The sequence below is a fragment of the Blautia sp. HCN-1074 genome (assembly GCF_037890165.1).
In the GTDB taxonomy this organism is placed as follows: Bacteria; Bacillota; Clostridia; order Lachnospirales; family Lachnospiraceae; genus Blautia_A.
This window is the reverse complement of record NZ_JBBKBP010000002.1, coordinates 197,871-216,614: the sequence shown is the minus strand read 5'-3', so window position 1 is coordinate 216,614 and position 18,744 is coordinate 197,871. Positions and strand designations below refer to the sequence as shown.

General features: G+C 39.8%; 28 protein-coding genes and 1 tRNA gene. 9 read left to right on the top strand and 20 right to left on the bottom strand.

From position 1 onward, the window contains the following. Window positions 1-2 precede the first annotated feature (2 nt). The 13 genes from WKT11_RS03135 to WKT11_RS03075 all read right to left on the bottom strand — a co-directional run bounded on the left by WKT11_RS03135 (window position 3) and on the right by WKT11_RS03075 (window position 6,946). Complete coding sequence (locus WKT11_RS03135; protein ID WP_181993242.1) at window positions 3-173, bottom strand: hypothetical protein; 171 nt, start codon at window positions 171-173, stop codon at window positions 3-5. Further along, entirely contained in the window at window positions 170-526 is a 357-nt protein-coding gene (locus WKT11_RS03130; protein ID WP_118516449.1) for a hypothetical protein, read from the bottom strand. The genes WKT11_RS03135 and WKT11_RS03130 overlap by 4 nt, the downstream gene beginning before the upstream one ends. Beyond that, window positions 523-744, bottom strand: a complete 222-nt coding sequence (locus tag WKT11_RS03125) for a hypothetical protein (RefSeq protein WP_117843814.1) — start codon at window positions 742-744, stop codon at window positions 523-525. The genes WKT11_RS03130 and WKT11_RS03125 overlap by 4 nt, the downstream gene beginning before the upstream one ends. Window positions 745-747: 3 nt before the next feature. Then, a complete protein-coding gene (locus WKT11_RS03120; protein ID WP_182364440.1) occupies window positions 748-921 on the bottom strand; it encodes a hypothetical protein in 174 nt (57 codons plus the stop codon). A gap of 76 nt (window positions 922-997) precedes the next feature. Then, window positions 998-2,332 carry a hypothetical protein gene (locus WKT11_RS03115; protein ID WP_340282475.1) on the bottom strand — a complete coding sequence of 445 codons (1,335 nt, stop codon included), beginning with the start codon at window positions 2,330-2,332 and terminating at the stop codon, window positions 998-1,000. Between the two features lie 10 nt (window positions 2,333-2,342). Next, window positions 2,343-4,256, bottom strand: a complete 1,914-nt coding sequence (locus tag WKT11_RS03110) for a PcfJ domain-containing protein (protein WP_340282473.1) — start codon at window positions 4,254-4,256, stop codon at window positions 2,343-2,345. Continuing rightward, a complete protein-coding gene (locus tag WKT11_RS03105; protein ID WP_340282471.1) occupies window positions 4,253-4,726 on the bottom strand; it encodes a hypothetical protein in 474 nt (157 codons plus the stop codon). The genes WKT11_RS03110 and WKT11_RS03105 overlap by 4 nt, the downstream gene beginning before the upstream one ends. Before the next feature lie 41 nt (window positions 4,727-4,767). Continuing rightward, complete coding sequence (locus WKT11_RS03100; RefSeq protein WP_340282469.1) at window positions 4,768-5,166, bottom strand: RNase H family protein; 399 nt, start codon at window positions 5,164-5,166, stop codon at window positions 4,768-4,770. A 2-nt stretch (window positions 5,167-5,168) separates the two neighbouring features. Beyond that, window positions 5,169-5,927 (bottom strand): rolling circle replication-associated protein, encoded by a 759-nt coding sequence (locus WKT11_RS03095; protein ID WP_117674619.1) that lies wholly within the window; start codon window positions 5,925-5,927, stop codon window positions 5,169-5,171. Window positions 5,928-6,131: 204 nt separating this feature from the next. Beyond that, complete coding sequence (locus WKT11_RS03090; RefSeq protein ID WP_117674620.1) at window positions 6,132-6,338, bottom strand: hypothetical protein; 207 nt, start codon at window positions 6,336-6,338, stop codon at window positions 6,132-6,134. Window positions 6,339-6,359: 21 nt separating this feature from the next. After that, window positions 6,360-6,581, bottom strand: a complete 222-nt coding sequence (locus WKT11_RS03085; protein WP_182474212.1) for a hypothetical protein — start codon at window positions 6,579-6,581, stop codon at window positions 6,360-6,362. Then, window positions 6,572-6,703, bottom strand: coding sequence for a hypothetical protein (locus WKT11_RS03080; RefSeq protein WP_278277942.1), 132 nt, complete (start codon window positions 6,701-6,703; stop codon window positions 6,572-6,574). Before WKT11_RS03080 ends, WKT11_RS03085 begins: the two co-directional genes overlap by 10 nt. Further along, window positions 6,704-6,946, bottom strand: a complete 243-nt coding sequence (locus tag WKT11_RS03075) for a hypothetical protein (RefSeq protein ID WP_117674622.1) — start codon at window positions 6,944-6,946, stop codon at window positions 6,704-6,706. A 157-nt stretch (window positions 6,947-7,103) separates the two neighbouring features. Here WKT11_RS03075 and WKT11_RS03070 point away from each other — a divergent pair, with 157 nt between their 5' ends. After that, window positions 7,104-7,325 (top strand): hypothetical protein, encoded by a 222-nt coding sequence (locus WKT11_RS03070; RefSeq protein ID WP_147324760.1) that lies wholly within the window; start codon window positions 7,104-7,106, stop codon window positions 7,323-7,325. Here WKT11_RS03070 and WKT11_RS03065 read toward each other — a convergent pair. Then, window positions 7,306-7,461, bottom strand: a complete 156-nt coding sequence (locus tag WKT11_RS03065) for a hypothetical protein (protein WP_181977654.1) — start codon at window positions 7,459-7,461, stop codon at window positions 7,306-7,308. The genes WKT11_RS03070 and WKT11_RS03065 overlap by 20 nt on opposite strands. A 4-nt stretch (window positions 7,462-7,465) precedes the next feature. Beyond that, a complete protein-coding gene (locus tag WKT11_RS03060; RefSeq protein ID WP_117674623.1) occupies window positions 7,466-7,693 on the bottom strand; it encodes a helix-turn-helix domain-containing protein in 228 nt (75 codons plus the stop codon). Window positions 7,694-7,809: 116 nt separating this feature from the next. Here WKT11_RS03060 and WKT11_RS03055 point away from each other — a divergent pair, with 116 nt between their 5' ends. Then, window positions 7,810-8,601 (top strand): DUF4393 domain-containing protein, encoded by a 792-nt coding sequence (locus WKT11_RS03055; protein ID WP_340282459.1) that lies wholly within the window; start codon window positions 7,810-7,812, stop codon window positions 8,599-8,601. Here WKT11_RS03055 and WKT11_RS03050 read toward each other — a convergent pair. After that, window positions 8,558-8,737, bottom strand: coding sequence for a hypothetical protein (locus tag WKT11_RS03050; RefSeq protein ID WP_340282457.1), 180 nt, complete (start codon window positions 8,735-8,737; stop codon window positions 8,558-8,560). The genes WKT11_RS03055 and WKT11_RS03050 overlap by 44 nt on opposite strands. A 47-nt stretch (window positions 8,738-8,784) precedes the next feature. Further along, entirely contained in the window at window positions 8,785-8,979 is a 195-nt protein-coding gene (locus WKT11_RS03045; protein ID WP_117674625.1) for a helix-turn-helix transcriptional regulator, read from the bottom strand. Between the two features lie 145 nt (window positions 8,980-9,124). Here WKT11_RS03045 and WKT11_RS03040 point away from each other — a divergent pair, with 145 nt between their 5' ends. The 5 genes from WKT11_RS03040 (at window position 9,125) to WKT11_RS03020 (ending at window position 13,713) form a co-directional block, all read left to right on the top strand. Continuing rightward, complete coding sequence (locus WKT11_RS03040; protein ID WP_117674626.1) at window positions 9,125-9,610, top strand: helix-turn-helix domain-containing protein; 486 nt, start codon at window positions 9,125-9,127, stop codon at window positions 9,608-9,610. Between the two features lie 164 nt (window positions 9,611-9,774). After that, complete coding sequence (locus tag WKT11_RS03035; protein ID WP_117674627.1) at window positions 9,775-10,833, top strand: Abi family protein; 1,059 nt, start codon at window positions 9,775-9,777, stop codon at window positions 10,831-10,833. A gap of 48 nt (window positions 10,834-10,881) precedes the next feature. After that, window positions 10,882-11,349 carry a hypothetical protein gene (locus WKT11_RS03030; RefSeq protein ID WP_117674628.1) on the top strand — a complete coding sequence of 156 codons (468 nt, stop codon included), beginning with the start codon at window positions 10,882-10,884 and terminating at the stop codon, window positions 11,347-11,349. Between the two features lie 49 nt (window positions 11,350-11,398). Beyond that, complete coding sequence (locus tag WKT11_RS03025) at window positions 11,399-12,469, top strand: restriction endonuclease (protein WP_117674629.1); 1,071 nt, start codon at window positions 11,399-11,401, stop codon at window positions 12,467-12,469. A 158-nt stretch (window positions 12,470-12,627) separates the two neighbouring features. Then, on the top strand, window positions 12,628-13,713 hold the full coding sequence (locus WKT11_RS03020; protein WP_242986697.1) for a site-specific integrase: 1,086 nt from the start codon (window positions 12,628-12,630) through the stop codon (window positions 13,711-13,713). Between the two features lie 18 nt (window positions 13,714-13,731). Here the strand turns inward: WKT11_RS03020 and WKT11_RS03015 are convergent. The 3 genes from WKT11_RS03015 to WKT11_RS03005 form a co-directional block, all read right to left on the bottom strand. Further along, window positions 13,732-13,805: transfer RNA gene (locus WKT11_RS03015), tRNA-Pro, on the bottom strand. A gap of 144 nt (window positions 13,806-13,949) precedes the next feature. After that, window positions 13,950-14,402: a hypothetical protein gene (locus tag WKT11_RS03010; RefSeq protein WP_117843829.1), complete on the bottom strand. Its 453-nt coding sequence runs from the start codon at window positions 14,400-14,402 to the stop codon at window positions 13,950-13,952. Between the two features lie 117 nt (window positions 14,403-14,519). Next, window positions 14,520-15,761, bottom strand: coding sequence for a DUF1015 domain-containing protein (locus tag WKT11_RS03005; RefSeq protein WP_117674631.1), 1,242 nt, complete (start codon window positions 15,759-15,761; stop codon window positions 14,520-14,522). A gap of 338 nt (window positions 15,762-16,099) precedes the next feature. Between WKT11_RS03005 and dpaL the strand changes: the two genes are divergently transcribed. Both dpaL and WKT11_RS02995 read left to right on the top strand, forming a co-directional pair. Beyond that, window positions 16,100-17,329 carry a diaminopropionate ammonia-lyase gene (gene dpaL / locus WKT11_RS03000; RefSeq protein ID WP_117674632.1) on the top strand — a complete coding sequence of 410 codons (1,230 nt, stop codon included), beginning with the start codon at window positions 16,100-16,102 and terminating at the stop codon, window positions 17,327-17,329. 98 nt (window positions 17,330-17,427) lie between these two features. Further along, entirely contained in the window at window positions 17,428-18,738 is a 1,311-nt protein-coding gene (locus WKT11_RS02995) for a YgeY family selenium metabolism-linked hydrolase (protein ID WP_117674633.1), read from the top strand. The last annotated feature ends 6 nt before the right edge of the window (window positions 18,739-18,744 follow it).

The window sequence follows — 18,744 nt, the reverse complement described above, 5'->3', positions numbered from 1 at the left end:
CCTTAGATATATTCTTCGATCAGCCAGCGGATAACTTCCACCATCTCTTTCTTAGTGATGCCGTTGTGTGTAGCCCATCCACTTACGTCCTGAATAGCTGTAAGTTTGTCCTCTACTTCTGTTTCCTCGTTATAAATGTTTTTAAATATTGCTGCTGCTTTTCCTACGTTCATTTTTCATCCTCCAGGTAATTCTTTCCAAACATCTTTACAAATTGTTCTCTGCTGCCGCATTTGGTTTCAAAAGTTCTCTGGCCGATCCGTTGCAGGGTGTATCTGACTTCTTTGTTCTTATGTGCAGATACATCTGAGGTCCTGTGGCATTCCGGGCAAAGATATACAGTCAAGCCATATTGCTCGGAATACTTACGGTTTGCACTTCCGTAGATGTGATGGCGTTCTGTGTAGCCGGTTTTGCCGCATATGAAGCACTGGCCCTTCATGTCTCTGTCAATGATGCTTTTGTGATGTTTTTTTCGTTTCTTTTTGATGATTCCTTTTGGAAACAGTAATCCTTCCTGATTCATCTGGTGTACCTCCGTAAACGTCTTATTGATCTGTTTCTTTTCCGAATCTCCAAGTTAAAATCTTCTACAGCTTCGGTAGCTTTCAATCTCTTATATTCCGCTAATCCTCCCCATGGTTTGTTAATGGCTGCATGATATCCAGAGTCACCATAAGATATTCCTCTGGGATTGTATCCGGTTATTTTTTTAAACAATTTCTTTTTCTGTCTGAGGTTCATGGCTCAATCCTCCGCTCCAAATGCTTTTCTGATTGCATGCTGATATGCTTTTGCAGCATTGCTTATACTCTTATAAGACCCCCGTAATTTGCATTTTTCTTTATATCCATCGCATTCAGTTCCATATAACCATGTGTTACGGCATATCCCGTCCTGGCTTGCGCAACATTTATACATTGTTTTCTCCTTTCCCCTGCTCCCTCTGACAGGCTCGGGAGCAGGAATAATATCTATGTGAATTTTGAAAGCACCCTTAGTTTTCCCACGGTCTTCCGTTATGGTCTACTTTTTCATTCAGCCATCTTTCCCAGAAAGCAGGATCCAGAAGCATGTTATAGGTTTTGTTTGCAAATGATCTCATTGCTTTTGCAAGATAATCGGCGGTACCATATGCTGTTAAAGAATCCATGTAGGTTTTTCTGGTTATCGGACTTTCTACCGGCTGTTCTGATTGCGCCGGCGCAATTTCTGATTCCGGGCGAACATCCTGTTCGGTTACTGGTTCTGGCATATATTCCGGATGATTCTGGATGTTGTCCTGTCCGGGAATCTGTGGTTCCGGCTCTGAAAGTGGTATTTCTTGACTTTTTCCCGTATTTTTCGGCTTAGGTTCTGATGTCTGAAAATCTGGTTTCAGTACTGTACTTTCCGTGCGCAGTTCTTCTTTTTCTTCAACTGCTGTTTTTTGACATTTATCCACAGAGTTATCCACTTTTTCCACTGGTTCTTTGGTCGGTTCTGGTTGCGCCGGCGCAATTTTCGGTTCTGGGCGAACACTCTGTTCGGTTGTTGGAGATATTTCTTCTTTCTCCGGCTCTGCTGGTGCTTCTTCTGGGATTCCGAAGTAATTTTCGTATGTACGGTTCCCTGCTGCCGCTTCTGCGAATATCTCCTGTGTATAAGCAAAAAACTGTTCCCATGTGATATTTTTCATTTCGCCATTGAAGATCTTCACTGTGATGTCTTCCTGGTGGAACATCAGGAACACTGTTCCCTTTCGGTAGCTCATGCTGTCACCTGGATTGATGATCTGGCTCATTCCTTTGATGTTTCCTGCCTGGTAGGCTTCGCTGCTATAGAGTGTGTTAAGGACTCCCTGTTTTTCATGGAAGAACTCCTGAATAGTGGCTTTTAACTTATCTTCTGTGCTCTGAGCCGACTTCCAGTCAAGCAGGTTCATTGGATTGTTTTCATTCTCCTTGTTGAAATCCTTCAGCTCTCGGATATCTTCTCTCTTGTCTTCCGCATGGAAGATCTGTCTGTCTTCTTCCGGAAGCTGGAGCATCTCTGTCAACTGGGCGAATTTGAAGTCCTTGTACTGTTCCTGAAGTTCCGGTGTATCTCCAGGAAGGGAATATCTTTCATAGACGTTCATAAAGCGGCTGACTCCTGATGGATTCATGCCATATTCTGCTTTGGCAAATTCCGCTATAGTGCTGTAACCATCATGTTTGTATGCTTCTGACTTATTGATTCTGGTCAGCTGCCAGCCGATCCGCACGAAGCTCTTTACAATTCCGCCTAACTCCTGTTTGATCTCATTTTTGCTCTGGATATAGTCATCCATACTTAACTGCATATATTCCATAGTATCCTCCTTATGCTATGCCTGCTGCCGGTACCTGAATCTTTATCTTCTTTTTTCGGATGTTCCGTTTATACCGGTTCAGGACATCATTGATGGTCTCTTTATCCGGCTGTCGGTCATATTCTGAATAGAACTGGATGATATGGTCGTCCTTCAGGCTGATCTCTATGGTGTAGTAGGGCTTTTTCAGTTCTGATTTTTTTCGCAGGAACAGGATCCAGCTGACGCCATCTGCCATCTTTCTCATGTAGGTGTCACTGCTTCCCACACAATGATGAAGAGTTCTTCCTTCATCCATCAGTTCTTTACAAGTCCCTGCCGGTATGATCATGTATTCCCGGTCTTCCCAGAAGTAATCTTTCATGTCCGGAAGCCTTTCTTTTATCCGGTCATCCAGTTTCTTATATCCTTCCAGCCGTTTATCATCCTTTCTCTGATTTCTCACTTCTACCAGCTGATCGTGCCTAGCCTTTAAATCCTTTGGAAATCTCACAATATCGTCAGTGGTATCGTATCCCTCTTCTCTTGCCATACGCAGGTAGTCTCTCCATATGATCGTGAATTTACTTGGAGCTATTTTCTGTTTCTTCAGGTAATTGACCATCCGGTTTACGCTTTCAAGTTCATTAAGGATGTCCTGGCAGTCACTTATTTTTAAATTCTTTCCGGCAATCCATTCCAGACTTTCCTGTGTGATCCGGATGTCATTGTTCTGTTCATATTGGAGCCATCCCAGGATGGCAGCTCCACCGTTTATCGTTTTCAGCCTGTTTAAATGGTTTCCGTCCAGCATCAGTGTCTCCCTGAGATTCCTTCCGTTTCTGTTGATCTCTGCCCAGTGATCATTTACGATATCTGCTGCCAGTCTTGTCAGACCGGATTTTGCCAGATATTCCAGATAAGGGTGGTTGTGGAAGGATATGATATAGATGTTTACGTTGAATTTCATGCCTGCATTTGCAAGGATATCCATTCCGCTGTGTTCCAGTCTTCCGGCTTTTAACACTTCCGGAAGATTTCCGGGATACAGGTATGACGGAACGAATCTCTTTCCATGTGGTTTGTCCCAGAATTCCTGCGAAAATTCATCTGCTTCCGGAATTGTGCCGTACCATACTTTTCCCCAGGTTTCCCCTAGCGGTATGATGGCTCTGATCTTCTCGAACAGTTCTATGTCTTTCTTCCCTGCTGTCCATCTGCAGACTGCCTGGAACTGACGCTCCACCCACTTTTTGCCATATTGCTGTAGAATGGTTACCGGTGCTTTGGCTGTCTTTTCTTCCTGCCTGCTATTTGCTGTAACCGGCGCTTTGCATTTCGGGCATATAGTCTTTTCTCCATGCTTCCATCCATTTTTTCTCCAGCCGGCATAGCCACAGGCGGTACAGTTAAACATAGTCCGCGTTTTTTCTTTTTTAAAGAACAGGATATCTCCTGAAAAGAGTTCGTTTTTCACCCAAGCTTCTGCCTCCTCCGGCACGCAGGGAACTTCTGCCATCATTTCATTGATTCTTTCCTGCTTCCGACTGTATGCCATGTCTCTTTTTGTTTCGTTCACTGTAGTCTCGTAGCTGTCAATACTGTAGGTTTCCAGAAAGTCACATACCCTGTCTTTATCTTCCCGTACAGCCCACTTCATATCCGGAGAACTGTGGTAAAAGTCATTTTTTAAAACCGGTTGGCCCACGCAAAGTCTGAGTACATTTTTGAGTCCGCAGGTTGTCCATGTTTCATTTACCCATGTGCTGTGGTTCTCTTTATCTGCGAAATACCGGGCTTTCAGTTCCCCTTTTACGAACAGGCTGATCTCTACCGCCCGCTCTCCTTCCACTTCAAGAAGCTGGCTTGCAGCAATCACGCTGTCGGAGTCTTTTACTTTTGGGACTGTGCATGGGATGCAGCGTAATAATTTTGTCCGCTTCATGCCTTTGTCCCTCCCATGTAGTAGTCCCGGATCAGTTCCTTGGCTTTTGCCATGCCGGGAACTCCAAATGTCACCTTGCCGGCGCTAACTCCTGCTGCCTTTATAATCGTTTTATCTACCGTGATCTGGTTTTTAAAAGAATATTCCAACAGAACCGCCATGCATCCCTGCAGAGTCTTTCCTTTCTTGCGGATCTGGTGGGCGATCATCTCATTCTCCATACAGAGTCCCTTGATGTACTCTACCCAGTCCAGCATCAGTTCCTTAGGTTTTAATTTCATGCATTCCACATCGATCTTGCCAATGGCTGCAGATGTGGAATCGCAGAGGGATGGGATGGCTTCTTCCAGATACATTTCTACATAATCATCCGGAATGCCGTTTTCCTTTGCCAGCTCTTTTAAGCTGTCCAGATCTCCTTCCTGCAGAAGATTGGCTGCCAGTTCATTGATCTCTGTGTATGAACTCATTTCTCCAAATTTCTCGAACATCATGTTCTCCTTTCGCGTTTTTATATTTGCATTTTGAATCGCACTGCATGGTTACTTAACAGCTTGTCCGCCTGCTGCCAGAGGTCTGCATTGCGTAATTCCTTCTTGTCTTTTCTGGTCCATCCGTTTTCTTTCCATTCCGGAAGGCTGCGGTATCCGTTCTGAAGGTACCCACTGGTTGTGTGGATTGTGACCATGGATGGTCTATGTATTCTCTGCAAGGCATCCACCAGGCATTGCAGAGCCATTCGGTTTACTGTTGTGTTTTCTACATACGCTGATCCGCTGATAGGATTCCCAGGGCCTTTAGGGAAATCCTTGCTGGCAATTATGTACAGGTATTTACCTTTCTTTACTTTTGCACCTTTTTTTCTGACAAGAATAGAAACATCTACTCTTGCCATCCTGGGTTCTCCCATCTTTAAATCCTCCTGTCTATCTTTATGAGCGTATAATGTCGGTACGCATAGCCAGTGAACGGATTGATTCCCATCTTTACTGACTCAGGGTCTATGTAGTATCCCTTTCGGGCAGTTGGGTAGATCATCTGTCCCTGTTTGTCTACCAGACTCCGGCGTTTGACTTTTTTTCTATCCGGTTCCTTTCTGATCAGATTCCGAGAACAGCTGTAACGTTTGATTTCATCCGGTTCATGTTCTTCCAAAGGCTTCGTAATGTACTCTGCAAGTTTTACATATCCGCCGGCATCGTAAAGGGAAGCGAAATATACATGTCCGTTTTCCCAGATCTCTGAAAGTAGCTTGTCCGTACCGGTGGTTTCATTGGCTTCGCGGTTTACCAGAAGATGTACATGGGGACCACCTTTCTTTCCGATTGCCAGACGGTAGATGTATTTCAGCCCCCACCCATTCTTTTTATATTTTGCTCTCAATTTCCTAATCAGCTTTGCCAAATCTTTTTTCATCTGTTCCCACGTGGGACGTTCTCCTTTTTTGTAGGTAAGAGTCATCCAGTAATCGCCTGGGGAGAAGTTCCACTTGATCAGTCTCCTGACGTCTCTTTGCCGTCTCCACTGATTCTGCTTTGCGATCTCTTCCGGAGTGGCTTTTCTTTTTTCTTCTCTTACCTGTCCCTTTGCTCCATATCTTCCTGTATGCTTCTCCTCTATCTCTATGGTGCTGTCAAACTCCCATACCTCTCTGATATATGCCCACCTCATATAAGTGTCTCCTGTCGTAAGTCTAATACCCCTAATCGAGCTTCCAAGAGGCTTTCCGCCCCTGAAAAAGAGTTAAAAATATAGCAGGTTTTTCCTGCTTGAATCTTGACTTTCTGACACCTGGATGTTATATTTTTTATAGGTTTTATTATCCAAGTGGCAGAAAGTCACCCTGACTCATGTATTTGCATTACATGAGTCTTTTTATTTGATCAGTTTCAACAATGCTTCCCTGATTTCGTCCATGCTTTCTTCCATATGTTTATTGTCTGAAACAGTAAACACTTCTTCACCTACAAATACTGACAATGATTCTGATTGATTTCCGTAATGGTAGCTTATATATGTTTCTGTTTTATCTGCCGCTTCGAGCGTAAGTTCTAAAATCTCTTTTAATTTCTGTTTAAACATTACTTTTCCTCCGATTCTTTTTTATTCAATATGTTCGATCGGACCGTACAGGCATTCCATCTCTTTTGCTTTTCTGGTTGCTTCTTCCAGAGTGCCTATATAACTTGCAAGGTTTCCGGCTTTAAATCGAACAATACGGATGATTCTCTGTTCGTTTGAGGGAGTTTTTACGGACTTCTGGGTTTTTCTGGAAATCCGTTCTACTTCTCTCTTTCTCTCTTCTTCTGTCATTTCTACTCCCATTCTCTATTGATCTGGCTTACCGCCCAGTATGCGGATATCCCAAAGAGGACGTTTAACCAGATCGGAATATCTACGTACTTCCCTGCAAGGATGCAGAGGGCTATGATTATGTACTGTTTCATTTATTTCTCCTCTCGGATCATCTTCATAAATTCTTCATCGGGTAACTGTGCTTCTTTGTAAAGGATTCTCAGCTCCCGGAGAGTAAAGAACTCCGGGGCTTTGAGTCTGTTACAGTCTGTCGCATCACTGTATCCCATTAATTTACAGATCTGGGATTTGCTTTTCCCAGCTCTGAAAAAGTGATAAAATCTTTTTGCAGCTTCATTGAGTGGAGCATCGCGGTTTAATTTTACTTTTGGCATTGTTTGCCTCACCTCTCTTTCTGGATATCTAAACCATTACATATATACGCAATATATTGTGTGCAAACATATTTTCTATACATTATATTGACATTCTAGTATTTTTATAGTAACATACTATTAGAACGTTCAATTTTAATAGAAAGGTGGTGTATGTATGGCAAAAAAATATAATTTATTCAGCAAATCTGACATGAATCGTTTTTCCAGAGATTTAGAAAAAACAATGCGTTCTAATATTGAGCAACAAGCAAATTCTCGTTGTTACGATATAGAATGTCCGCATTGTCGCTCCTCAGTTTCCGTAACTCCCGGAAAAAGTCTTTGCCCGTTTTGTCACAATGAAATTGATCTTAAACTCAATATTTCATATAAATAAAAATATTGAGTTTTTTGGAAGCCAGTTCATCTGCCAATGAATTGGCTTCTTTTAATAATTCCACTAAATAGCTTATTTTCTCCTGTGCCTCTGTTATATCCGCAGTTACTTCTAGCTGTATGAGGTCTTTTTCCATTTGCCTATGCTCCTTTCTCTATTTCAAAAAGATAATTTATTTCAACTCCAAGAGCTTTTGCGATTCTTGGAATATCACACGCTTTAATTAAGCATCTGCCTGCAATCATGTCATTTAACTTCTGTGGTGTACAGCCAACACGTTCTGCTACATAAACCTGTTTTAATCCTTTTTCTTTTATGGCCTTGGTGATTCCGGCATTAACAGGGTAATTCATCTCTTTTATATTCATTGCTTTTTATCTCACCTCTCTTTCTGGGTATCTCTATTGACTTTTCTTTGTTTCTCTCCTATTCTTGTATTACAGGGTAGTGACGTACCCAATACATAAGAAAGAAGGTAATAATTATGTCCGATAAAAATTCTCCCCTTATTGATTTGCCTGAACTCCCAGATTCTATCGATAATGCTGTCAAAAATCTTACTGATAAGCCAACACAGGGAATAGGGCAGACATTATCTGATGTATCGTATCTGGTTTTTGGTGGCATCTCACAAGCAGCAGATAAACGCCGTATGAAATATGCCCACAATTTGGAACTTTACAAGCAGGAATTGTCTCAAGTAATTTCATCCATTCCTGAAGAAAACCTCATTGAACCAAATATCCAAATAACAGCACAGGCTCTTGAAAATTCGAAATACTGTATTGAATCAGAAGAACTTCGTAAGCTGTTTGTAAATTTAATTTCCAAATCTATGGATAGCCATTACGTTTCAAATGTTCACCCATCTTTTGCAGAAATTATCAAGCAGATGAGTCCCATCGATGCTAGAATTTTAAAAACGCTTCACCCTAAATATAATTTTCCAGTTGTTGATTATGTGCTTGAAAATCATCTGACTTCCAGTTACGAATTGCAGTTTCCTGCCGTTTATATATCTTCGCTTTCAGATATTGATATATGGAGCACCTCTTCTGCAATTTCATCTTTAGAAAGACTTGGAATAATTGCATTAGATACTAACTCTTCCTTTTCAGATAAGTCAGTTTATATTCCATTCGAGGAAACCGATTACTACAAGGCTTTTTCTTCAAAAGCTATTCGCTTCTACGCTTCAAAAAGGGCAGCTATTCATAAATATCTTGGTTTCTTCACTCCTCTTGGGAAGAATTTTTTTGAAGTCTGTGTAAAGTAGCTAATGTATTTTCATTGCTTTTGATTGTCATTTTGCACATTTCTTTTACATAGCCATCTACTTTCTTAAAATAGTAGGTGGCTACTATTTTGGCAGTAATTGCTGATACAATTACGGATGTCATAATTATCAGCACTTATTTTGTCCCTCCTTTCTGGGTATCTAAATTTTCAACATGTTGAACTATGCTTCAAAAAAAATTTCTGATACTTTTTTATTAAGTGCTTTTGCTATCTTTAAAAGAGTATCTGTCGTAGTCGTTGTGATTGCCCCACTTTCTAAACCAGATATAACAGTTCGCGATACTCCACTTTTTTCCGCCAATTCGCATTGAGACATTTTTTTCTCTTTTCTGCACTCTTTTATCTTATATCCCATTTATTAATCATCTCCTTTCCGTTCATCATGTTGAACTGTTTGTATCATAGCACCCCATTTTCATTTTGTCAAGTATGTTGAACATTTTTGTTGACTATTTTTTCAACATGTTGTACAATATACTAAACAAAAAAGAGGTGATTCAATGACACTAGGTGATATCATTAAAAATTATCGTGACCGCAACAATATTACAATAGGAGAATTTGCAAGTGCTTGTTCTCTAAGTAAAGGTTATATTTCCATGCTGGAAAATAATATTAACCCAAGAAATAATAAGCCAATTTCCCCAACGTTGCCTTCTATGGCAAAAGTTGCATCTGGCATGGGAATTGAATTAGACACTTTATTAAAAATGTTAGATGGCAAGCAGTCTATACAACTTATTGAAGATAATGCAGATTCAATCCAAGCAGTTTCAAGTTCTTCTCAATGCAAGGAAATCATAGAGGTATGTGAACAGTTATCTGCTCACAACCAAAGAAAGGTTCTTACCTATTCCAAGAATCTCCTCTCCACCCAGCAGATGGAGGATGATCTGCTGCCAAACGCTGCACATGAGATGAATCCAACTGAGGAGCAAAAGAAACATGCGGATGATGTTATGAAAGATGATAAAGAATGGATCTAAATCATCCTTAAATAAAATATACCTATATTTTTCAGCAATGAATACTTGACAAAGTCTTTGCATATGCTATAATGTCACTAATTAGTGAATGACTGCTGGGCGGTCGCGGAAGAGCTTTGGGATTGTATTCCAAAGCTCTTTTTGCATTATTTTGGAGGATATTTATGGATAAAGATACTATTCTCTACGCAACAGTAGATGAACAGATTGAAAAATTAAAAAAACAAGGATTGATTATTAGTAACCTCGATTTTGCCCGTTCTGAACTTGCATTATATGGCTATTCAAATTTAATTAAAAGTTATCGTGATCCTTACACGATTATGTCTGAAGAATGTTCAAAAAAATATCGATCAGGTGTTACTTTTGAACAGATTCAATCTTTATATATACTGGACAAAAATCTTAGAAATGCAGTTATGGCTTCTATGCTTGACTTAGAAGAATACGTTAAAGAAGCAGCTGCTGATGTTATCGCTTATAAATATGGCACAAATCAAAACGATTACCTTCAATACCGTAATTATGTTAACAAAAAGAAAAGGAAGCAACGTTTCACTTTGCCTGCAATCCTTGATACATTGAAAAAAACTTTAAATACTGACAAGAATCCTATTGCCCATTACTCTCAAAAATATGGCGTCGTACCGCCTTGGATTCTATTTAAAAGTGTGTATTTTAGCACTATTGTAAATTTTATAAATTTATTTAAACATGAAGAGCAACTTGCCCTTGCACAGAAAATGTATGACGCCAATACTCTTGGCATTCCTGATACTGCACTTATTCCCTTAATGATGGACACCTTGTTTATCTGTATTGAATACCGAAATTTGTCAGCACATGGCGGGCGAGTATATAATCATGAATGCAGTAGCAGACTACGTCCTCCTGCCGAAGCGAACAATCTTCGTGGTTTTAGCCAGTTACTATTTCTATTAAATATGTTGAGATATCAACAACCATTTGAGAATTTAAGCGAAGCTCTAAATCTGCAGCTAAGTCGACACTGTTCTATGTATCCTGAAGATATAACTTACCTTGGGCAAATATTAAACATAAATATAATTCAGCGAACTCCCGTTTGGATTTCGGCCAAAAGTAGTAAGTATCATATAGATCAGCATTGTTGCGGTATAAAAAAGCCTATTGAGTTGGAACTTTCCGATGCTCAAAAACAGGGATTTCAACCTTGTAAAAAATGCTGTCATAAAGATGCTTAACTATTTTACATAAACTTTTTACTATAAATTCGTAAAGGGGCGATTCTATTGACCTACGAAGAACTATTAACTTTATCCGATTCTGAGAATTTGATTGTTAAAGAAAAGGAGCTTTCTGGTTATGGCGGCCGGATATACAAGAACAGAATTGCCATTAATCGGTCACTTCCTACTCAGATAGAAAAGTCCTGCGTACTGGCAGAAGAGCTTGGGCATCATTACACTACTACTGGAGATATTTTGGATCAGAGTAATATCATGAACCGTAAGCAGGAATACCGGGCACGATTATATGGTTATAATCTTAAGATCGGGCTTACCGGTCTGATCGGAGCCTATGAGTCCGGTTGCAGGAATTTTTATGAGATGGCTGAGTGTCTGGATGCTACAGAAGAATATTTAAAAGAAGCTATTGATTGCTATAAATCAAAGTATGGATTATGTGTATCTGTGGATAATTACATAATTTATTTTGAACCATTTGCAGTAATACATCTGATTGCTCCGCCAGATTGATTCTTTTTAGTAATTTGATATACATTTAAGAAAGAAGAAATGTTTGATTATGAGTTCTAAACATTCAAAAAATGATGGTAGTTGCTTGGGATATTTTATCATTATTGCTTTTGTATACTATGTCTACGACAAATATGGCATTAGCATCTTAAATTTTTTAAAAAAATCAGCAAAAATTATTTTCATAATTATTCTGATTTGGTTTACGCTTTTTATACTATATAAAATTATTAAGATAATTTATAATTACATATCCCACAAAAAGAATACTCCTCCGGAGAGTATAGCTTTAAATACCTGCGATTCAATATCAGAAAAGAAGGAAGTTTTTACTCCTATTCAGAATAATCCATCGGACTTTTTATTTCCAACAGTTCCTCCTGAATTATTGTCAGATGAATTAGATTTTTACTTCACAGAAGCAGCTTATTCTGTATTAAAAAAAGAAAAGGCATCTGTTGGTATGATACAAAGATCATGTAAAATAGGATTTAATCGTGCCGAAAAAATATTAAATCAACTTGAAATCGCTGGAATTGTTGGACCCGAAATCGGAACTCAGCCTCGCCAAGTTTTAATGTCATATAAGGAATTTCAAAAGGCCTTAAATAATGGTTTATTTGCAAAATTATGTATCCCTGACAATTTAAAAACATGTCTATCAACGTTCGAATCACCTGTAGTTGCTTCAAATGATAAGCGTTTTAAATATTACAATGATAAATTTGATTATATGAATGGATACGATTTTGAAGAATATTGCGCTCATTTATTACATGATGTTGGTTTTTCAGATATAACTATAACTCCTGCTAGCAATGATTTCGGTGTAGATATCCTAGCTAAATATAACGGGGTTCTATACGCATTTCAATGCAAGCGTTATTCATCAAATGTCGGTGTTCATGCCGTGCATGAAATAACCGGCGGAATGAATTACTACCACGCAAAAGTAGGTGTTGTTATTACAAATCAATATTATACTAATCAAGCGCAAGAATTGGCTACTGAAATAGGTATTCAGTTATGGGATAGAGATTTCTTGCAAAAATTAATAGATGGATCCATTAATGGTTCTGACCTGATTTCTTTAATATTCGCTTCAAAAAGATCTTTTTAATATAAAAACCGCCCCAGTATTGGCGTACTGAGACGGTGAATAGAATCTCCGAAGAGATACCTCTTAAGCAAAGATATTGTATCATCTTCGGAGCAGTTACACAAGCCGAACGTTTGTGTGGCTGTTATTTTTATACCCATTTTTAAGGAGGAGATACTATGGCAACTGCAAAAAAACTTCCATCTGGGTCATGGAGATGTCAGGTGTTCTCTCATTTTGAGGAACAGATCCAGCCTGACGGAACCGTGAAAAAGAAACGGATCTATAAGTCCTTCACTTGTGATGATCCTTCCACAAGAGGGAAACGAAAGTGCGAGGCAGAAGCCGCTGCATGGGCGGCGGACAAAGAACAGTTTTCGGGTATACAATCAATAGACTTCGGGGATGCAATGGATAACTATATTAATTCCAGAGAAAATGTATTGTCACCAAGGACCATATCTGAATACAGAAAGATGCGTAAAAGATATTGTAAAGATTTAATGAAGAAGAAAATAGACCTGATCACGCAGGATGATGTGCAGAAGGCAATAAATTATGAATCTCTTACCCATTCACCGAAAACAGTGAGGAATATTCATGGGCTTATATCGGCGACTTTCAAAGCATACCAGCCAGAATTTGCACTAAATACAGCCCTTCCGAAGAAGAAGCGGGTTGATCTATATATTCCTACTGATAATGAAATAAAGCAGCTCCTTGACTTTGTTAAAGGAACTGAGATGGAGCTTCCTATCCTTCTCGCTGCATTCGGTCCCATGCGTCGTGGAGAAATCTGTGCATTGGAATCGGATGATATCTCTGGAAGTATCGTTCATGTAAACAAGAACATGGTTCTAAACCAGGATCTGGAATGGATCATCAAAACTCCCAAGTCCTATGCCGGCGATAGATTTATTGACTTTCCTGATTTCGTTGTTAAAAAATGGAAGGGAATTCATGGCAGAATCGTGGACCTTAATCCAGATGTTATAACCAAACGGTTTGAACATTGCCTGAAAGGTGCAGGTTTGCCGCATTTCCGCTTTCATGATCTGCGGCATTACTCCGCTTCTATCCAACACGCCCTTGGCGTTCCTGACGCTTATATTATGCAACGTGGTGGCTGGAGTAATGATGGGGTTCTAAAGGCTGTATACAGGCATGCCCTTTCAGATAAAGCAAAAGAATATTCAGACATTGCTAACAATCACTTCAATGATTTATGCAACACGAAATGCAACACGAAAAACAAAAAGCCTTGAAAATCAAGACTTTTTAAATCGGGGCAACAGGATTTGAACCTGCGACCTCACGGCCCCCAGCCGTGCGCGCTACCAAGCTACGCCATACCCCGCAACAAATATAAGTATAACAAATCCATCCTCTGATTTCAACTATTTTCTGTAAAATCACCTAAAATTAACCAGAAAGAAATTTTATATATGTTCTCTGTAATATAAGGCTTCTTCCTGGTTTATCATATGTATTCTAAGTTCCTCTACGCTGTCATAACCACTTTTTCAAGATTATCTACGCGCATTTCCAAACTGGCAACTTTCTCCCTGGTTTCTTTATTCTCTTTCCTATAGCGAAGTTCATCAATATGTGCATCAAAGAGGGCAGATATCTTTCTGTCAATTTCATTTTCCAGTTTAAGTTCGATCTTTTTCACACTTCCCTGCAATTCTTTAATATCTGACTTCACATTTATGATATCAGCTTTCATATTCGTGATATCAGTTTTCATATTCGCGATATCGGTTTTCATATTCGCGATATCGGTTTTCATATTCGTGATATCGGTTTTCATATTCGCGATATCGGTTTTCATATTCGCAATATCGGTTTTCATACCTGCCATATCATTCTTCATATCAGACATATCACTTTGCAAACCAATAATGCTTCCCTGAATAGAAAAAAGAATACTTCTCAATTCTGTATCTTCCATTTACTCTCCCTCCTTTCATAATTCAGTACATTTCGTTCTCTTTTGTATGAATTCATTGTACCATCGAAAGGAATAAAAGTCCATGTCGAAATTATAAGATTTTTATAAAATATATTTCTACAGTTTATGTATAAACAATCCACTCCGGAGCTTCGGTTCGAACCATGTGGATTTTGGCGGCATTAATTTGCTCTCATCAGCAATCTTCATCAGATCTTCCATGGAAGTCGGATACATAACAAAGGCCACGCCACCGGTTTTGTCTGCCAGCCGGGCAAGTTCTGCTGCCTTATGATTTCCCCCTACAAAAGAAATCCTCTGGTCTGTACGTGGGTCTTCGATTCCGAGAATCGGACTGAGAACTTTTTCCTGAAGGATAGATACATCAAGCTGTCCTACCACATCTTTTTTCTCATAAACATCCGGCCATGCCTTCAGATGATACCACTGTCCATCTACATACATTCCCATACAATGCTTTTCTACAGGTTTACATGGAAATCCAGGCATCAGCATCAGTTCAAAATTAAATTTCAGCGCCCCCAGAAACGCTTTTACAGTCAGACCATTCAAGTCTCTGACAACCCTGTTATATGGAAGAATACAAAGCTGATCATACGGAAATACAACGGATAAGAAATAATTGAATTCTTCTTCACCTGTGTAATCTGGATTCTGTTCTCTTCTCTTTAAACCTACTTTTACCGCAGAAGCCGCACGATGATGCCCATCAGCGATATAAAGAGAATCAATTCCTTCAAATTCTTCACGTATTTCACCAATAATCTCCTGATTATCAATCATCCACACTCTATGTGTAATCTGATCATCCTCCGTAAAATCATATGCTGCTTCATGATTTTCTTTCCAGTCATTCATTAGCTTAAGAAGCGATTCCGGATATCTGCATGCAAGAAAAATAGGGCCTGTGTTAGCATTGCAGGAATCCACGTGGTGAATTCTGTCCTGTTCCTTATCTTCCCTGGTCAGCTCATGTTTCTTGACTACACCATTCATATAATCATCAATAGAGCTGCATCCTACAATGCCAGTCTGCGTCCTGCCCTTTCTTACAAGTTCATATATGTAGTAGCAAGGCTTTTCATCCTGGAGAAAAATTCCTGCTTTTTCCATGTCAATAAGATTTTCTCTTGCTTTCTCATAAACCCGTTCATCATATAGGTCAATCTCCGGTTTCAGATCCATTTCCGGTCTGTCTACATGAAGAAAAGATAATGGGTTCTTATCTCCGATTGCCTTTGCTTCTTCTCTGTTTACTACATCATACGGAAGCGCAGCTACATCTGCTGCCTTTTCCTGCACAGGGCGTAACGCCCTGAATGACTGAAGTACTGCCATGATATTCTCTCCTCTCTTGTATCCTTGCCTCATTTCTGCTATTTTTATTATTTTCTTTTCCGGCAGAAAAATAATAAAACTTATTTCGTCTTAAAATCAAACAAATCCTTACAATTGAAACAAGGGACTTATTTGATTTGATTACCATTAAATGAGACACAAACTATTTATTATTTTATCACATTTTTCAACTTATATCAATGCGCATATCAAAACACCTAACTTTTTTTTGAAAAACCTAAAAATTTTTGTATTTTCTATTGCAAAATTTTTTTTATATGGTATGATAGAGTCAGAAATTAAGGAAACCAATTGATAATTTTAAGGGAGGTCATTTTATGACAGAAGGATTAAAATGGACTGTAAATGAGGTTCCGAAATCAGATGATAAACATCTGGAACTGATGTCCGAAGAAAACGTAAAGAAAGCAAATGAGTTTCACAAGAGTTTCCCACAGTATAGTGTGACACCTCTTCAGAACCTTTCATCCCTTGCTGAATATTTAGGAGTAAAGAATATTTTCTGTAAGGATGAATCCTACCGCTTTGGCTTAAACGCTTTCAAAGTACTGGGAGGTTCCTATGCAATGGGACGTTATATCGCAAAAGAAGTTGGCCGCGATATCAGCGAACTGCCATACAATGTTCTCTCTTCTGACAAATTAAGAGAAGAATTTGGACAGGCAACTTTCTTTACTGCCACAGACGGTAACCATGGACGTGGAGTTGCATGGGCTGCGAAACGTCTCGGCCAGAAAGCAGTTATAAGAATGCCAAAAGGCACAACAAAAACACGTTTCGATAATATTGCCAAAGAAGGTGCCACTGTTACAATTGAAGAAGTAAACTATGATGACTGTGTAAGAATGGCTGCTGCAGAAGCTGCCAAAACAGAACATGGTATCATCGTTCAGGATACTGCCTGGGACGGATACGAAGAAATTCCTTCATGGATCATGCAGGGCTATGGCACATTGGTTCTTGAAGCAGACCAGCAGTTAAAAGAAATGGGAATTGACCGTCCGACTCACGTATTTGTTCAGGCCGGTGTTGGTTCTCTGGCTGGTGCTGTAGTTGGTTATTTCGCTCATAAATATAGAGATAACCCGCCGATCATGACTGTCTGTGAGGCAAGTGCCGCTGACTGTCTGTACCGTTCTGCGGTTGCCAAAACAGGTAATCTGGTAAATGTTACCGGAGATCTTCAGACTATCATGGCCGGACTTGCATGCGGTGAGGGAAACACTATTGGATGGGATATTCTCAAGAATCATGTAGATGTATTTGCTTCCTGTCCTGACTGGATGAGCGCAAAAGCAACACGTATCTACGCTAATCCACTTGGAGATGACCCTCACATTGTTTCCGGCGAATCAGGTTCTGTTCCGCTTGGTCTTTGCTATACTGCTCTTCATGACGAAGACGCAAAGGATTTAAGGGAAGCTCTGAAGCTGGATGAAAACTCCGTAATACTGGTTCTTTCCACAGAGGGTGATACCGACCCTGTTCGTTACCGCGAGATCGTATGGGATGGATTATACGGAACAAATGAATCATTAAGTGAATAATCACAGCGATTTCTGGTTTTATAAAAAGTATCGCACACGCGCATTACATACTTTGCAACCAAATAACTTGATCATATAAATATTGGGAGGATACAAAAATGGATTACACAAAAATCAACGAAGCTGCAATGGGTTATAAAGATGATATGACCAGATTCCTTCGCGACCTGGTTCGCATTCCTGGTGAAAGCTGTGGAGAAAAAGGACACATCATGAGAATCAAAGAAGAAATGGAGAAAGTCGGATTTGATAAAGTTCAGATCGACCCTATGGGAAATATCCTCGGATATATGGGAACAGGTAAAACTCTGATCGGCTTTGATGCTCATATTGATACTGTAGGCATCGGTAACATCAAGAACTGGGAATTTGATCCATATGAAGGTTTCGAAACCGATGAGGAGATCGGAGGACGTGGAACATCTGACCAGATGGGCGGTATCGTTTCTGCAGTATATGGCGCAAAAATCATGAAAGACCTTGGTCTTTTAAATGATAAATATCAGGTACTGGTAACAGGTACTGTACAGGAAGAAGACTGTGATGGACTTTGCTGGCAGTATATCATCCATGAAGATGGTGTTCGTCCTGAATTCGTTGTTTCCACAGAGCCGACAGATGGCGGTATCTACAGAGGACAGCGTGGACGTATGGAAATCCGCGTAGATGTAAAGGGTGTTTCCTGTCATGGTTCTGCTCCTGAGCGTGGTGACAATGCTATTTACAAAATGGCTGACATTCTCCAGGATATTCGTGCATTAAATGAAAACGATGCAGCTGATACTACCGAAATCAAAGGTCTTGTTAAAATGCTTGATGAGAAATACAACCCTGAATGGGAAGAAGCTCGTTTCCTTGGACGTGGTACTGTTACAACTTCCGAAATCTTCTTCACATCCCCAAGCCGTTGCGCAGTAGCTGACTCCTGCTCTGTATCTCTTGACCGTCGTATGACAGCCGGAGAAACATGGGAAAGCTGTCTGGATGAGATTCGTGCTCTTCCATCTGTAAAGAAATACGGTGATGACGTAACTGTATCCATGTATGAGTACAATCGTCCATCCTATACAGAACTTGTATACCCGATTGAATGCTACTTCCCGACATGGGTAATTCCGAAAGATCACAAAGTAACACAGGCTCTGGAAGAAGCTTATAAGGGACTGTACGGCGAAGAACGTCTTGGCAATGCTGAAACTGAGGGTATGAGAAAAGCTCGTCCACTCACAGACAAATGGACATTCTCTACTAACGGTGTAACAATTATGGGACGTAACAACATTCCTTGTATTGGATTTGGACCTGGTGCAGAGGCACAGGCACATGCTCCAAATGAAAAAACATGGAAGATCGACCTTGTAAGATGTGCTGCTGTATATGCTGCTCTTCCAACTGCATATTGCAAATAATCGTTC